19 protein-coding genes and 1 tRNA gene are annotated in these 15,301 nt (G+C 55.3%); 19 read left to right on the forward strand and 1 reads right to left on the reverse strand.

The window, feature by feature from the left end:
• Window positions 1-80: 80 nt before the first annotated feature.
• The 8 genes from hisA to tatC are packed head-to-tail and all read left to right on the forward strand — an operon-like array spanning window position 81 to window position 4,204.
• Window positions 81-830 carry a 1-(5-phosphoribosyl)-5-[(5-phosphoribosylamino)methylideneamino]imidazole-4-carboxamide isomerase gene (gene hisA / locus ACEQU8_RS02840; RefSeq protein WP_370261343.1) on the forward strand — a complete coding sequence of 250 codons (750 nt, stop codon included), beginning with the start codon at window positions 81-83 and terminating at the stop codon, window positions 828-830.
• On the forward strand, window positions 830-1,594 hold the full coding sequence (gene hisF, locus ACEQU8_RS02845) for an imidazole glycerol phosphate synthase subunit HisF (protein WP_370261321.1): 765 nt from the start codon (window positions 830-832) through the stop codon (window positions 1,592-1,594). Before hisA ends, hisF begins: the two co-directional genes overlap by 1 nt.
• Before the next feature lie 5 nt (window positions 1,595-1,599).
• Window positions 1,600-2,034: a phosphoribosyl-AMP cyclohydrolase gene (hisI, locus tag ACEQU8_RS02850; RefSeq protein ID WP_370261322.1), complete on the forward strand. Its 435-nt coding sequence runs from the start codon at window positions 1,600-1,602 to the stop codon at window positions 2,032-2,034.
• A 3-nt stretch (window positions 2,035-2,037) separates the two neighbouring features.
• On the forward strand, window positions 2,038-2,379 hold the full coding sequence (locus tag ACEQU8_RS02855) for a phosphoribosyl-ATP diphosphatase (protein WP_370261324.1): 342 nt from the start codon (window positions 2,038-2,040) through the stop codon (window positions 2,377-2,379).
• 3 nt (window positions 2,380-2,382) lie between these two features.
• Complete coding sequence (locus ACEQU8_RS02860; protein ID WP_370261325.1) at window positions 2,383-2,730, forward strand: histidine triad nucleotide-binding protein; 348 nt, start codon at window positions 2,383-2,385, stop codon at window positions 2,728-2,730.
• Between the two features lie 46 nt (window positions 2,731-2,776).
• The gene (gene tatA, locus ACEQU8_RS02865; protein WP_370261326.1) at window positions 2,777-3,013 is read left to right on the forward strand and encodes a Sec-independent protein translocase subunit TatA; all 237 of its coding nucleotides are present in this window, start codon (window positions 2,777-2,779) and stop codon (window positions 3,011-3,013) included.
• 27 nt (window positions 3,014-3,040) lie between these two features.
• A complete protein-coding gene (gene tatB, locus ACEQU8_RS02870; RefSeq protein WP_370261328.1) occupies window positions 3,041-3,454 on the forward strand; it encodes a Sec-independent protein translocase protein TatB in 414 nt (137 codons plus the stop codon).
• A 12-nt stretch (window positions 3,455-3,466) separates the two neighbouring features.
• Window positions 3,467-4,204 carry a twin-arginine translocase subunit TatC gene (tatC, locus tag ACEQU8_RS02875; protein WP_370261329.1) on the forward strand — a complete coding sequence of 246 codons (738 nt, stop codon included), beginning with the start codon at window positions 3,467-3,469 and terminating at the stop codon, window positions 4,202-4,204.
• A gap of 67 nt (window positions 4,205-4,271) precedes the next feature.
• Here tatC and ACEQU8_RS02880 read toward each other — a convergent pair whose 3' ends face one another.
• Window positions 4,272-5,429 (reverse strand): Do family serine endopeptidase, encoded by a 1,158-nt coding sequence (locus tag ACEQU8_RS02880; protein ID WP_370261330.1) that lies wholly within the window; start codon window positions 5,427-5,429, stop codon window positions 4,272-4,274.
• 20 nt (window positions 5,430-5,449) lie between these two features.
• Here ACEQU8_RS02880 and ACEQU8_RS02885 point away from each other — a divergent pair, with 20 nt between their 5' ends.
• The 11 genes from ACEQU8_RS02885 to ACEQU8_RS02935 form a co-directional block, all read left to right on the forward strand.
• Window positions 5,450-6,211, forward strand: a complete 762-nt coding sequence (locus ACEQU8_RS02885) for a Nif3-like dinuclear metal center hexameric protein (protein WP_370261345.1) — start codon at window positions 5,450-5,452, stop codon at window positions 6,209-6,211.
• A 267-nt stretch (window positions 6,212-6,478) separates the two neighbouring features.
• Window positions 6,479-7,084, forward strand: a complete 606-nt coding sequence (petA, locus tag ACEQU8_RS02890) for a ubiquinol-cytochrome c reductase iron-sulfur subunit (protein ID WP_370261332.1) — start codon at window positions 6,479-6,481, stop codon at window positions 7,082-7,084.
• A gap of 24 nt (window positions 7,085-7,108) precedes the next feature.
• A complete protein-coding gene (locus ACEQU8_RS02895) occupies window positions 7,109-8,374 on the forward strand; it encodes a cytochrome bc complex cytochrome b subunit (RefSeq protein ID WP_370261333.1) in 1,266 nt (421 codons plus the stop codon).
• A gap of 26 nt (window positions 8,375-8,400) precedes the next feature.
• Window positions 8,401-9,156 carry a cytochrome c1 gene (locus tag ACEQU8_RS02900; RefSeq protein ID WP_370261334.1) on the forward strand — a complete coding sequence of 252 codons (756 nt, stop codon included), beginning with the start codon at window positions 8,401-8,403 and terminating at the stop codon, window positions 9,154-9,156.
• A 75-nt stretch (window positions 9,157-9,231) separates the two neighbouring features.
• Window positions 9,232-9,834: a glutathione S-transferase N-terminal domain-containing protein gene (locus ACEQU8_RS02905; protein ID WP_370261336.1), complete on the forward strand. Its 603-nt coding sequence runs from the start codon at window positions 9,232-9,234 to the stop codon at window positions 9,832-9,834.
• Between the two features lie 45 nt (window positions 9,835-9,879).
• Window positions 9,880-10,428: a ClpXP protease specificity-enhancing factor gene (locus ACEQU8_RS02910; RefSeq protein ID WP_370261337.1), complete on the forward strand. Its 549-nt coding sequence runs from the start codon at window positions 9,880-9,882 to the stop codon at window positions 10,426-10,428.
• A 15-nt stretch (window positions 10,429-10,443) separates the two neighbouring features.
• Window positions 10,444-10,519 (forward strand) — tRNA-Thr (locus ACEQU8_RS02915).
• Window positions 10,520-11,500: 981 nt separating this feature from the next.
• On the forward strand, window positions 11,501-13,435 hold the full coding sequence (gene mnmG, locus ACEQU8_RS02920) for a tRNA uridine-5-carboxymethylaminomethyl(34) synthesis enzyme MnmG (RefSeq protein WP_370261338.1): 1,935 nt from the start codon (window positions 11,501-11,503) through the stop codon (window positions 13,433-13,435).
• Entirely contained in the window at window positions 13,432-14,115 is a 684-nt protein-coding gene (gene rsmG / locus ACEQU8_RS02925) for a 16S rRNA (guanine(527)-N(7))-methyltransferase RsmG (RefSeq protein ID WP_370261339.1), read from the forward strand. The genes mnmG and rsmG overlap by 4 nt, the downstream gene beginning before the upstream one ends.
• 30 nt (window positions 14,116-14,145) lie before the next feature.
• Window positions 14,146-14,919: a ParA family protein gene (locus ACEQU8_RS02930; RefSeq protein WP_370261341.1), complete on the forward strand. Its 774-nt coding sequence runs from the start codon at window positions 14,146-14,148 to the stop codon at window positions 14,917-14,919.
• A 10-nt stretch (window positions 14,920-14,929) separates the two neighbouring features.
• Window positions 14,930-15,301: ParB/RepB/Spo0J family partition protein (locus ACEQU8_RS02935; RefSeq protein WP_370261342.1), on the forward strand; the 372-nt coding region annotated here is incomplete at its 3' end.

Here is a 15,301-nt window from a genome sequence, read left to right on the forward strand (position 1 = left end):
TAATGATACGGCGACCACCGAGATCTACACGCTCGTCTACACTCTTTCCCTACACGACGCTCTTCCGATCTCACAGTCTCATGTTACTCATTCCAGCAATCGACCTGAAAGACGGTCAGTGTGTACGCCTCAAACAAGGCAATATGGACGATGCAACCATTTTCTCGGCCGACCCGGTTGAAATGGCCGTGAAATGGCTGGAAGCCGGGGCCAGGCGTCTGCATTTGGTTGACCTCAATGGCGCGGTGGCTGGCAAGCCTGTCAACGAGGGCGTCATCATCGACATTCTGGATGCTGTGGGCGGGCAAATTCCGGTGCAGTTGGGTGGTGGCATACGCGACCTCGATACCATTGAGCGCTACCTCGATGACGGTTTGAGCTATGTGATCATTGGCACGGCTGCCGTTAAAAACCCGGGCTTTTTACACGACGCCTGTGGCGCATTCCCAGGCCAGATCATTGTGGGCTTGGATGCCAAAGACGGCAAAGTGGCCACCGACGGTTGGAGCAAAATCTCTGGCCACGATGTGGTGGACCTGGCCCAAAAATACGAAAACTACGGCGTTGAGGCCATCGTTTACACCGACATTGGCCGCGATGGCATGTTGGGTGGGGTCAATATTGAAGCCACTGTGCGACTGGCCAATGCGCTGACCATTCCTGTGATTGCATCGGGTGGCATCACCAACCTCGACGACATCCGCCAATTGTGCGCTGTTGAAGACGAAGGTGTAATGGGTGCCATCTGTGGTCGCTCCATCTACGAAGGCACGCTCGACTTCGGCAAGGGCCAGGCCCTGGCTGACGAATTGAACGGAAAAACCTACTGATGCTCGCAAGCCGAATCATTCCGTGCCTGGATGTGACCGCAGGCCGGGTGGTCAAGGGGGTCAATTTTGTAGAACTGCGCGATGCGGGTGACCCCGTTGAAATTGCGCGCCGCTACAACGAGCAAGGGGCCGATGAGCTCACTTTTCTGGACATCACGGCATCGTCCGATGACCGCGACCTGATCCTGCACGTGATTGAGTCGGTGGCCAGCCAAGTGTTTATTCCCCTCACCGTGGGCGGGGGCGTTCGCAAAGTCGAAGACGTGCGCCGTTTGCTCAATGCAGGTGCAGACAAAATCAGCATCAACACCTCGGCCGTGACCAATCCGGATTTGGTGAGCGATGCCGCAAGCAAGTATGGTTCGCAGTGCATTGTGGTGGCCATTGATGCCAAAGCCAAGGCCAATGGCGAGCCTGGCTGGGAGGTTTACACCCACGGTGGACGCAAGCCCACCGGCCTGGATGCCATTGAATGGGCGCGCCACATGCAGGCGCGAGGCGCTGGCGAAATTTTGCTCACCAGCATGGACCGCGATGGCACCAAAATTGGTTTTAACTTGCCGCTTACCCGTGCGGTGTCCGAGGCTGTGACCATTCCGGTGATTGCCAGCGGTGGCGTGGGCAATCTCGACCACTTGGTGGATGGTGTTATTCAGGGCAAGGCCAGTGCAGTGTTGGCTGCAAGCATTTTTCACTACGGTGAGTACACCGTGCAGCAGGCCAAGCAACGCATGGCACAGGCTGGCATTGTGGTCAGGATGTAAGCCCCATGAGCAAAGACGTGGTGATTACCGACAACTGGCTGGACAGCGTTAAATTTGACCCGCAAGGCCTGGTGAACGTGGTGGCGCAAGACCACCTAAGCAAGCGGGTATTGATGGTGGCCTGGATGAGCCGAGAGGCCTTGGAGATCACCGCCAGCAGTGGTTTTGCAACGTATTTTTCACGTTCGCGCGGTAAGCTGTGGCACAAGGGTGAAGAATCTGGAAATCAGCAAAAGGTGAAGGAAATTCGCCTGGATTGCGATGGCGATGTGCTTATTTTGATGGTGGAGCAGGTGGGCGGTATTGCCTGCCACACGGGTCGGGAAAGCTGCTTTTACTATGCGCTGGAGCAACACGCAGGCGACAAGCCGCGTTGGGTGGCCAAAGACCCGGTGCTTAAAAACCCCGCAGACATGTACAAAAAATCACAGGATGTATAAACCATGACAGACCCCAAGCAGCGGTCCGGGGACCTGCTGGAGCGTTTAACCCAGGTGCTGGAGGCGCGCAAACTTGCCAGCCCCGACACCTCGTATGTGGCCAAGCTGCACAGCAAAGGGCAAGACGCCATTTTAAAAAAAATTGGCGAGGAGTCTTGCGAGCTGGTGATGGCCTCCAAAGATCAAGACCCAGCCAAGGTGGTGACGGAGGCCGCTGACCTGTGGTTTCACAGCTTGGTGCTGTTGGGCTGGCATGGCTTGAGTGCAGCCGATGTGTTGGCCGAACTGGATCGTCGCATGGGTTTGTCGGGTCTTGAAGAAAAAGCCAATCGCAAAAAGGGGTGAACCATGTCTGATTGTATTTTTTGCAAAATCGTCGCTGGGGAAATCCCTAGCAGAAAAGTATATGAAGACGAGGATATCCTCGCGTTTCACGACATCAACCCGGTGGCGCCCGTGCATTTTTTGATTATTCCGAAAAAGCACATACCAACCCTGGCTGACGCTGCGCCCGAGGACATTCCGGTGTTGGGCAAGATGATGCAGATGGCGGGCACGCTGGCCAAGCAGGCTGGCTGCAATGATGGATTCCGAACTGTGATCAACACGGGCAGGGTCGGATGTCAGGAGGTGTATCATCTTCACATACACATCCTGGGCGGTGACAAACCACTGGGCATGATGCTGCCGCGTTAAACAGCTTTTGGCGGCGCACGCAATACACATTCAAGGAGCATTAAACATGGGTTCATTTAGCATTTGGCACTGGCTGGTGGTGCTGGTCATTGTGATGTTGGTGTTTGGCACCAAAAAACTGCGCAACATTGGCTCCGACCTGGGCGGCGCGGTCAAAGGCTTTAAAGATGGCATGAAAGAAGGCTCGTCTGAGGGCGATCAAAACGCTGCAAAAATTGCAGACAGCAGCGCCAACAAAAAAGACACCATTGACGTGGAAGCCAAAGAGAAATCTTCCAGCTGATCCACCTTCCCTTAAGCGGTTTTTTTCATGTTTGACATCGCGTTTTCTGAGCTCCTGATCATTGGCGTGGTGGCGCTTTTGGTGATTGGGCCCGAAAAATTGCCCAAGGTGGCTCGCACTGTGGGTCACTTGTTGGGCAAAGCGCAGCGCTACGTGAGCGATGTGAAATCTGAGATCAATCGTGAAATGGAAATTGAAGAGTTGCGCAAGCTGCAGGCCGAAATGCAAACCGCAGCCCGCAAGGTTGAAAGCGATGTTCAAACCACCCTGCGCGACACCGAAAGCAGCTTGAACCAATCGGTGAAGTCGATCGAAGACGACATCGCTGAACTGGAAAAAGAACAGCCCGCCAACAGTGGCCCAGCCAAACCGCAGGCCAGTGCGCCAACCCAAGACCCACAGGCAAGCAGCGCGCCCGCGCAAGCTTCCAACAACAAATAAGCGCGCCGGCCCATGAGTACCCAAGAAAATTTTGTTAGCCATTTGGTAGAGCTGCGGGACCGACTGCTGCGCGCTCTGCTTGGTTTTATCGTGGTGTTTATTGGCTTGATGGCCTACCCCGGGGCGGGTCCCATTTTTGATTTGCTGGCGCAGCCCATTCAAGGCGCTTTGCCTGAAGGCACCAAGATGATCGCCACAGGGGTGATTACACCTTTTATGGTGCCCGTGAAGCTAACCGCCATGGTGGCGTTCGTGCTCTCATTGCCGTTGACTCTTTACCAAGCTTGGGCCTTTGTGGCCCCGGGGCTTTACCAGCACGAGAAAAAAATGGCCATTCCCATTATTTTCTCAAGCACCTTGCTGTTTTTAGCGGGCATCGCGTTTTGTCACTTTATTGTGTTTGGCAAAGTGTTTGCCTTCATCAACGAATTTGCACCGGCCAGCATTACCCCTGCACCCGATATTGAGGCCTACCTCAATTTTGTGCTCACCATGTTCATGGCCTTTGGCTTGACTTTTGAAGTGCCTATTGTGGTGGTGGTGCTGGTTTACATGGGTGTGGTCACAGTCGAAAAACTGGCCGAGGCTCGTGGCTACGTTATTGTGGCCGCTTTTGTGATTGCCGCCATTGTTACTCCGCCCGATGTGTTGTCTCAACTCTTTCTGGCCATTCCCATTTGCGTGCTGTATGAAGTGGGCATCATCGCCGCCAAAATGGTGGGTAAAAAGCGTCAGGAAATTCTGGAGTAAACGCGCCCCCTGGGTGGCGAGTTCGACAGGTCAAATCCCTTCTATCACAGGGTTTGTTGAAGCCAGCTCAGGGTTTCTTTAAAAAGTCACCGGGTTTTGGCCTCACGCCGATTTCGATGCTCACTGATTGTTCTTTGCCTTCACGCAGCAGGCGAATCATCTTTTTTTCACCCGGCGCGTAGCCCGCGATCATGTTGAGCATTTGAGTGGTGTCCTGGATTTTCTGACCATCCAGGCTCAGCAAGATGTCGCCGACCTTTAACCCTGCTTTGTCCGCTGGGCCGTCCTTCACAATACCGGCAATAATCACCCCGTCTTTTTGAGGCAAGTCGAAGGCCTTGGACAATTCTTCGGTGATGTTTTGCTGCTCCACGCCGATGTAACCCCGCGTTACTGTGCCGGTGCGTACAATTTGATTCAAGACGTTTTGCACGGTTTTGGCGGGGATGGCAAACCCAATGCCCAGTGAGCCGCCCGTGCGGCTGTAGATGGCTGTGTTGATGCCCAACAAATTGCCCGCTGTGTCGACCAAGGCGCCGCCAGAGTTGCCAGGGTTGATGGCTGCGTCGGTCTGAATGAAGTTCTCGAACGTGTTGATGCCCACGTGGTTGCGGCCCAGGGCGCTCACGATGCCCATGGTCACGGTCTGCCCCACGCCAAAGGGGTTGCCCATGGCCAGAACCACATCGCCAACGCGCACCGATCCCTCTTCTGCAAACTGCAGCGTGGGCAAATTGTCCAGTTTGATCCGCAAAACAGCCAGATCGGTTTCGGGGTCGGTGCCCACCAGTTCAGCAGCCACTTTTCGGCCATCATTCAGGCTGACTTCGATTTGATCGGCGGCCTCCACCACATGCTGGTTGGTCACGATCAAACCTTCTTTGTTCACAATCACGCCCGAGCCAAGGCTGGGGGTGACTTCCTCGTCCGATCCGAACTGTTCTTCCAGTTCGTCGCCAAAGAATTTGCGAATCTCGGGGTCCTCAAAAAAAGGATGCTTGGGCAGTGGTGTGAGGTTTTTGGAGGTAAAAATATTCACCACCGCAGGCATGGCCTTGTCGACGGCCTGGCGATAACCCACCACGCCTTCGGAGGGTGCGGTGGTGAAGGCGGGCCGCTGAAGCCAGCTGGGGGTCCATTCTGGGCGCAACACCTCTGTGATGAAATACAATGCAAGCAGGACAGCCAGGGCTTGCGCGAATGTCAGCCAGAGTTTTTTCAACATGATTGGGGTTGGGTGTGCCGTTGAATAGTGTGGATCGGAGTGTGCTGGACAAGGATTTGCGGGAGTTGCTTGATCCCGCACGCATGTCTGATTATTGCCCAAATGGGCTCCAGTTGGAAGGCAAGGCCGAAATACGGCGTTTGGTCACAGGCGTGACCGCTTCTTTGGGTTTGATCGAGTTGGCCATAGCACGCCAGGCCGATGCTGTTTTGGTGCACCACGGCTTGATGTGGAAAGGCGACCCTCAGGTGCTGACCGGATTTCGCAAAGCGCGCATGCAGGCAGCCCTAGCGGCCAATTTGAATGTATTTGCTTACCATTTGCCTTTGGACAAGCACCCGGAGTTGGGCAACAACGCGCAACTGGGCGGCATGCTGGGTTGGCCCAGCCACCGTGTGGTTGGGGACAAAGGGTTGATTCACATGGGCGAGTTGTCTGCGCCCATGCCACTGGGTGATGTAGTCAACCACGTAAAAAATGTGTTGGGTCACACGGTGCAACTGGAAGGGCTTGATGATCAAACCCGATTGATACGCACCGTCAGTTGGTGCACAGGCGGTGCGCCAGGTTATGTAGAGGAGGCGGCAGTGCAGGGGGCAGATTTATACCTCACCGGCGAGTTGTCCGAGCCGGCGGTGCATGTGGCCCGTGAAACTGGCGTTGCACTGCTGGGTGCGGGGCACCATGCCACCGAGCGATGCGGTGTGAAGGCTTTGGGTGAGTGGGTGGCAAAGCGCTATGGCATCGATGTTGAGTTTCACGACCTTTTTGTGGCCGTGTAGCCTCGCCTCCCAGCGTGGCCGACTGGGTCTGATGCGTTTGAATTGTTTACTAATGTATCTTTTCGTGGGTGGGCCTCATCCATGCTCGCGCTTGAAAATCAAGTTTTTTGCCTGAAAACAGTTTCTAGTTGGCAGGCTGCTGAGTTACAATCTTGGGTTGCATAGATCACTACTTTGGCCATAGTCCATCGGTACAAGTTCCGTTGGCAGTGAAACGGGCGGGGCGCGGGGCAAGGTGTACTGGAATTTTCTTTCGGGGTTATTTTGATGAGCAATAATCAACCTGTAGACAAAGAACGTCGCGTGTGGATGATCGCTTGTGGCGCGGCCGGCGGTGTAGCAGCCACGGCCACCGGCGCAGCGTTTTTGACCACCCTGGCTCCCTCCGAGCGCGCCAAGGCTGCCGGTGCACCGGTCGAACTCGACATCTCCGGCATGAAGCCAGGCGACATGAAAACCGTTGAATGGCGCGGCAAGCCTGTTTGGGTTGTGCGCCGTGACGACAAAATGGTGCAAGAGTTGGCTGCCCTGGACAGCCAACTGGCCGACCCAAATTCTGAGCGCAATCCGGCCGAACTCACCCCTGAGTATGCGCGCAACACCCACCGTTCCATCAAGCCCGAATACCTGGTGGCTGTGGGCATTTGTTCTCACTTGGGATGCTCGCCGACAGCCAAGTTTGATGCGGGCCCCCAGCCCAGCCTGCCTGACGACTGGAAGGGTGGTTTTTTGTGCCCCTGCCATGGTTCAACTTTCGACATGGCTGGCCGCGTATACGCGAACAAACCCGCGCCCGACAACCTGGAAGTGCCGCCACACAAGTACTTGTCTGACACCAGGCTGTTGATTGGTGAAGACGAGACAACCGCCTAATGCGACTGAGAGTGAGGAGTCATCATGGCCGCAGATAAAAAAGTAGAAACAACCGGGGTGTTGGGCTGGATCGATCAGCGATTCCCCCTGACCTCCACCTACAAGGCGCACTTGTCTGAGTACTACGCGCCCAAAAACTTCAACTTCTGGTACTTCTTTGGCTCGCTGGCCCTGCTGGTGCTGGTCATCCAGATTGTGACTGGTATTTTCCTGGTCATGCACTACAAGCCCGATGCGGCCAAGGCCTTCCAGTCGGTCGAATACATCATGCGTGATGTGCCATGGGGCTGGTTGGTGCGCTACATGCACTCCACGGGCGCATCCATGTTCTTCGTGGTTGTGTATCTGCACATGATGCGTGGCCTGTTGTATGGTTCTTACCGCAAGCCTCGCGAACTCATCTGGATCTTCGGTGTGGCCATTTTCCTGTGCCTGATGGCTGAAGCCTTTTTTGGCTACCTGCTGCCATGGGGCCAAATGAGCTACTGGGGTGCCCAGGTGATCGTGAACCTGTTCTCTGCCATTCCAGTGATCGGCCCCGACCTGGCCATCTGGATTCGTGGTGACTATGTGGTGTCTGACGCGACCCTGAACCGCTTCTTCTCCTTCCATGTGATTGCCATTCCTTTGGTCTTGCTTGGCTTGGTGGCGGCTCACCTGGTGGCCTTGCACGAAGTGGGTTCAAACAACCCCGATGGCGTAGAAATCAAAGAAAAGAAAGATGCCTCTGGCAAGCCGCTGGATGGTATTCCTTTCCACCCCTACTACACCGTGCATGACATTTTGGGTGTGGGTGTGTTCCTGATGGTGTTTTCTGCCATTGTGTTCTTTGCCCCAGAAATGGGCGGTTACTTCCTGGAATACAACAACTTCATTCCAGCTGACCCGCTGAAAACACCAGCCCATATCGCGCCAGTGTGGTATTTCACACCGTTCTATTCCATTCTGCGCGCCATCGACTTCCCCTTGCTGGGCCTGGATGCGAAGTTCTTGGGTGTGATGGCCATGGGCGGTGCGGTGGTCATTCTGTTCTTCCTGCCATGGCTCGACAAAAGCCCAGTGAAGTCCATTCGCTATCGCCCCACTTTCCACAAGGTAATCTACGCTGTGTTTGTGGTGTCGTTCATTGTGTTGGGTTACCTGGGTGTTCAGCCACCGTCCCCTGTGGGCAACGTGGTTGCAAAAATCGGTACAGTGATTTACTTCCTGTTCTTCCTCGCCATGCCCTGGTGGTCGAAGATGGGCACCTTCAAGCCCGTGCCTGATCGTGTTGTGTTTGCTGCCCATTGAGCACTTAGGAAGACAAGGATAAAACGATGAAAAAACTGTTTGCATTGCTGGCCTTGGTTCCTTCGCTCGTGATGGGCGCGGGAAGCAACTACCCCATGGACAAGGCGCCAGATCTAACCAACGATTTGGCGGCCCTGCAACGTGGTGCGCAGTTGTTCGCCAATTACTGCTTGAACTGCCATTCCGCTGAAAGCATGCGCTATAACCGCCTGAAAGACATCGGCCTGACAGACGAGCAAATCAAAAACAACCTGATGTTTGCCACGGACAACGTGGGCAACACCATGACCATTGCGATGGACCCCAAAGAGGCCAAGCAGTGGTTTGGTGCCACACCCCCAGATTTGTCTTTGATTGCTCGTTCACGCGCAACCACAAGCTACCCCGGGGCAGACTACATTTATACCTACTTGCGCACTTACTACCGTGATCACAGCAAGCCAACCGGCTGGAACAACATGGCTTTCCCCAATGTGGGCATGCCCCATGTGCTGTGGGAGCTGCAGGGTGAGCAAACCCCCAAGTTTGAAGAAAAAGCCGATCCCCACAACGCTGACAAAACCATCAAAAAGTTTGTTGGGTTCGAATTGACCAAGCCTGGCCAAATGACTCCCACCGAGTACGACCGTGCCATGGCTGAGTTGACCAGTTACCTGGTTTACATGGCTGAGCCCGTGCGCCAGGATCGCTTCAAATTGGGTGTGATTGTGCTGCTGTTCTTTGGTGTGTTTACAATTTTCGCCTGGCGCCTGAACGCCGCATACTGGAAAGACATCAAGTAATCCAAAGGCTTTCATCAATGACCGGCTGGAGCGTTTGATCGCTCCGGCCATTTTTTGTTTTGGGATGACGACAACATGATGGTTCTTTACTCGGGCACAACCTGCCCATTTTCCCAACGCTGCCGCTTTGTGCTGCACGAGAAGGGCATGGACTTCGAGATCAAGGACATTGACCTCTTCAACCGTCCAGACGACATCAGCGTAATGAACCCATACAGCCAGGTGCCTATCCTGGTTGAGCGCGATTTGATTCTGTATGAGTCCAATATCATCAATGAGTACATAGACGAGCGCTTTCCGCATCCCCAATTGATGCCGGCAGATCCGGTGATGCGTGCCCGCACCCGCTTGTTCCTGTTCAATTTTGAGCGCGAACTGTTTGCCCATGTGAGCGTTATTGAAAAGGCTGGCAACCCCAAGGCCATGGAAAAGGCACGCCTGTCCATTCGCGAACAACTGACGCAATTGGCGCCGGTGTTTTTGAAAAGCAAATACATGTTGGGCGAAGAGTTCTCGATGCTGGACGTCGCATTGGCCCCATTGCTGTGGCGTCTTGAGCACTACGGCATTGAGTTGCCGAAGTCTGCTGCGCCATTGATGAAATACGCTGAGCGCATTTTTGCAAAGCCAGCGTTTATTGATGCGCTGACCCCTTCTGAAAAAGTAATGCGCCGCTGAGCTTGAGCTCAACCAGGCGCAGTAGCAACACACAGGAACCATGGCGTGACCGAAGTATCCACAAAGCCATATTTGATTCGAGCCATTCACGAATGGTGTGTCGACAACGGATTCACTCCCTATTTGGCGGTGGCCGTGAATGAACAGACCCAAGTGCCCAGGGAGTTTGTCAAGGCAGGGGAGATTGTGTTGAATGCCTCCCCGATGGCCACGAATAAATTGCAATTGGGCAATGAATGGATTGAGTTCGAGGCCAGGTTTGGTGGCGTGGCCAGGCAAATCATGGTTCCTGTAGAGCAGGTGAGCGCCATTTATGCTCGGGAAAATGGCCACGGCATGGCCTTTGAGGTGCTCAAGCCCTTGGCCGAAATCGAAGGCGACGGCAACGAAGCCGTACAGTTCGTGTTGGAAGAGGCGGATGAAGGCGAAAGCGCCACCGAAGAAAAGCCCAAATCGACCGGCGGCTTGCGCTCTGTGCAGGGCCCGCCGGAAGACCCTCAGCCCGTGAGCGTGGGTAAAAACGACGGCGGCGGTGAAAAATCCAAAAAAAGTGGACCTGCAAAGAAAAAATCCCACTTAACTCGAGTAAAATAAGGCCCTCTTAAGCGTGCCGCTTTAGCTCAGTTGGTAGAGCAACCGCCTTGTAAGCGGTAGGTCGTCAGTTCGAATCCGACAAGCGGCACCATTCATTTTCCTCCTCCCTGTTTGTTCGCTTGCTCTTTGAAGCCAGCAGGCCCATGCGCCGGTTGAGCTTATCGCTTGCTCCCTGAAGCCAGCAGGTCCATGCGGCTTGTTGCGCCGGCCGTGATTGTTCGCTTGCTCCTTGAAGCAAGCAGGACCAAGCCCCTTTGCGACGGCCAATCTGTGTCTCCCTCCCTGAGCCTCGCCTGAACTGAGGCCCGCCCTCCAAAACAGAGGTCGGGTCGGGCCTCTGCCCCCTTGGGGGGGCACCGTTCATTCTTGGCACGGTCGGGCAGATTGTCCTGAAGGTCGCTGCAGGGGCATTCGCCCCTGCTGGCTTCTGGGCAAGCGAAGGCGGCTCAGGTTGCATGCGCGGATGGCTTAGCGCCTGCTAGAGCTTCAATTGCTGCCGCAAGCGGTTGGCCTGCTTGAGTCAATCAACGGCGTGGCCAAGCGCAGCGCCGGGGCTGGGGTGGCACAGGCCGCGCAGGCCGATTCAGGGCAGCCCGCCCGGTTTGGCCCACACCGAGGGGCCGAGGCGCGTTTCCCGCCCAAGCCCCGCTTGGCGGGAAAACGAATCGGATGCAATGGCGACATTTTCGCCTTGCATGCCCCCTCGGAAGGGACAAGAAGGGAACCACGGGCTGATCCCAGGCCTAGCGACCTGTGCCAACCCGACTCCAACGCGGCCCCAATACGCTGCGCAATCAACCGAAACGCAGGCTGATCCCAGGCCAAGGGGTCAGTGCTTCCCCGGCCCCCCAAAAGCTGTGCAATCAACGCAACCAAGGGCTGACCCTGGGCCCGGTGACCAGTGCCGACCCGGCACAGTGAGCGCCGCCGCATTGATACAACAGTTTGGGCAGGCACGCCCGCCATTGTTCCACGTGAAACATCGCTCACTTGGGTCCAACGCGACTCCCCCTTTATAATGCCGCATGGGTCGGCCAAGGGCGCAGGCATTCCAAGTTCGCAGAGGTTAGCAATGATTTATCCAACAGAGTTTGATGTGATTGTGGTGGGCGGTGGCCATGCTGGCACCGAGGCCGCATTGGCCTCTGCGCGCGCAGGAAGCAAGACTCTCTTGCTTACGCACAGCATTGAAACGCTGGGGCAGATGTCTTGCAACCCCTCAATTGGCGGCATCGGCAAGGGCCATTTGGTCAAAGAAGTGGATGCTCTGGGTGGCGCAATGGCTTTGGCCACCGATGAGGCTGGCATACAGTTTCGAATCTTAAACGGCTCGAAAGGCCCTGCGGTGCGCGCTACCCGTGCGCAGGCTGACCGTGTGTTGTACCGTCAGGCCATCCGCACGCGTTTGGAGAACCAACCCAATCTTTATTTGTTTCAGCAGTCAGTTGAAGACCTTATGCTAGAGGGCGACCGTGTGGTGGGTGCTGTTACTCAGGTTGGGGTGCGTTTCCGGGCGCGCGCTGTGGTGCTAACAGCAGGTACATTTTTAAACGGCAAGATCCATGTGGGCTTGCAAAACTATTCGGGCGGCCGGGCTGGGGATCCGCCCTCGCTGGGCTTGGCCCGCCGTCTGCAAGAGATGCAACTTCCGCAAGGTCGTCTAAAAACCGGCACACCGCCTCGCATTGATGGTCGTAGCATCGACTTCAGTGTGATGCAGGAGCAACCCGGCGACATGGATCCCGTGCCTGTGTTTTCATACCTGGGCAATGCCAGCATGCATCCCAGGCAGCTGCCTTGCTGGATTACCCACACCAACCAAAAAACCCACGACATCATCCGCGGTGGGTTGGATCGCAGCCCCATGTACACGGGTGTGATCGAAGGGGTGGGGCCAAGGTATTGCCCGTCGATTGAAGATAAAATCCATCGCTTTGCCGATAAAGAGTCTCATCAAATCTTTCTGGAGCCAGAGGGTCTCACCACCCACGAGTACTACCCCAATGGTGTGTCTACTTCCTTGCCGTTCGATGTGCAGCTGGACTTGCTTCACTCCATCCGCGGTTTGGAAAATGCCTACGTGCTGCGCCCAGGCTATGCCATTGAGTACGATTATTTTGACCCGCGCGGTTTGAAGACCACGCTTGAGACCAAGGCCATAGAGGGCTTGTTTTTCGCTGGGCAAATCAATGGCACCACGGGTTATGAAGAGGCCGCTGCTCAAGGGCTGTTGGCAGGCTTGAATGCAGCCCTTAGTGTGCAGGGCAAAGAGCAGTGGACGCCCCGCCGTGACGAAGCCTACCTCGGTGTGTTGGTCGACGACTTGACCAGCAAAGGGGTGGCTGAGCCGTACCGAATGTTCACCAGTCGTGCAGAATATCGTTTGAGTTTGCGCGAAGACAATGCCGATCAAAGGTTGACGCCCATAGGCCGCAAGTTGGGGGTGGTGGATGATGTGCGGTGGGAGGCTTTCTGCTCAAAGCGTGAAGCCATCGAGATTGAAATGCAGCGCTTGCGTTCCACGTGGATCAATCCAAAGGTGGTTGCTCAAGTGGAGGCCGAGCGGGTTCTCGGCAAAGCCATTGAGCGTGAATACAACTTTTACGATTTGCTCAAACGCCCTGATGTGCATTACCAGCAACTCACCACGCTGAAAAAAGAGGGCGGTGAGCTTGCATTGGGCCCAGTGGGTTTGCAATCCGATTTGGTCACACAGCTAGAAATTGAAGTGAAATATGCTGGCTACGTGGCGCGCCAGCAAGCCGAGGTAGATCGCAGCTTGGGCAATGAGTCCATCAAGTTGCCCCTGGATCTGGATTACACCCAAGTGCTGGGGTTGAGCAAAGAGGTCCAGCAAAAGCTGAACAGCCATAAGCCAGAAACCATAGGTCAGGCAGGGCGAATTCAGGGCATCACCCCGGCAGCCATATCCCTGTTGTTGGTGCATTTGAAAAAACGGGGTCTGCTTGGTCGGGTTGGTGGCGAAGGTGCGGAGCAGGTTGCGTGAGGCATTCTTCCCGGTCTGCGGTGCCTGCAGGCGCATTGTTGAGCGAAGCTGAACGTGTCCAGCTGCAGCAAGGCATTGCGCAACTTCGCTTGGGTTTAAGTGCGGACCAAGAAAGGCGCCTGTTCGAATATGCCCGTTTGATTCAAAAATGGAATGCGGTTTATAACCTCACCGCCATTCGCAATCCATCCGAAATCATCACCCACCATTTGCTGGACTCTTTGGCGGTGATTCCTGCCGCGGCGCAGGCGGTGCGTGGCGTCCAGGCGCCACACATGTTGGATGTGGGTGCCGGGGCTGGTTTGCCTGGCCTGGTATTTGCAATTGCACAGCCAGGGTGGAACATCACCCTGATCGACACGGTGCAAAAAAAGGCAGCTTTTATGCAGCAGGCCATTGGAAGCTTGGGCTTGCGCAACGCACAAGCGGTGCATGGACGTGTTGAGCAACATCAGGCGGTGCAGCCCTACCACCTCATTTGTTCCCGCGCCTTTTCGACCATGGGGCAAATGATAGATTTGAGTGCACATGCGTTGCACCCTGAAGGTGCTTTTGCCGCCTTGAAAGGGCGTTTGGAAGTGGACAACGAAGTGCCCGAGGGTTGGCGTCTCGAAGCTTTGCACCCAATCGAAGTGCCGTTCCTGGGCGAGGATCGGCATTTGTTCGTGATTCGAAGATAAAATCGGTACATTCATTTACGGGACAATACAATGGCGAAAGTGTTCTGCATTGCCAACCAAAAGGGTGGCGTGGGGAAAACCACCACTGCAGTTAACCTGGCCGCGGGTCTTTCGTTGGCCAAGCAGCGGGTGTTGCTGGTGGACCTCGACCCTCAAGGCAATGCCACCATGGGGTGTGGCATCGACAAGCGCAATCTGAAGCACACGGTGTATCAAGTGCTGGTGGGTTTGGCCAGCGTGACCGAGTCCACCGTCGCAGCGGATGGCTTCGATGTGTTGCCTGCCAATCGTGAACTGGCAGGCGCAGAAGTCGAAATGGTGGAGTTTGAAGCACGCGAAATCAAGTTGCGTGAGGCCCTGGCCGAGGTCGATGATCAATACGATTTCATTTTGATTGATTGCCCTCCGGCGTTGTCCTTGCTCACCTTAAATGCGCTGTGTTGTGCCAATGGCGTGGTTATTCCCATGCAGTGCGAGTATTACGCCCTGGAAGGTTTGAGCGATTTGGTCAACACCATCAAGCAGGTTTGCAAAAACCTGAACCCCAACCTCACCATTATTGGGCTGTTGCGGGTGATGTTCGACCCGCGCATGACCTTGGCTCAGCAGGTGTCAGAACAACTTGAAAAACATTTTGGCAGCAAAGTATTTTCAACCATCATTCCGCGCAACGTGCGTTTGGCCGAGGCGCCAAGCTATGGCGTGCCCGGGGTGTTGTTTGACAAAACAAGCAAAGGCGCTAAGGCCTATTTAAAATTTGCCAATGAAATGGTGGCCCGGGTGGGCTTGCCTGTGGCGGCGTAAGGCTTAAACAATGAACGCACTGAAACGAAGCAAAGGCCTGGGTCGGGGCCTTGAGGCACTGCTGGGCCCGTCTGGGGATGACGCCAACAAAGAGGCTGGCGAGCAGGTTATGACTGTGTCTGTGTCCAAACTGCAGGCCGGCAAATACCAGCCACGTACGCGCATGGACGAAAGTGCTCTCATGGAGCTGGCGGAGTCCATCAAAAGCCAGGGCATCATGCAGCCCATTCTGGTTCGTCCCGTGGGGTCTGGCAAGTACGAGATCATCGCGGGTGAACGGCGTTTTAGAGCCTCCAAGATGGCTGGGTTGGAAGAGGTTCCAGTGCTGGTTCGGGCTGTGCCAGATGAGTCCGCTCTGGCCATGGCTTTGATTGAAAACATT

It is taken from the genome of Limnobacter sp. (genome assembly GCF_964228395.1).
In the GTDB taxonomy this organism is placed as follows: Bacteria; Pseudomonadota; Gammaproteobacteria; order Burkholderiales; family Burkholderiaceae_B; genus Limnobacter.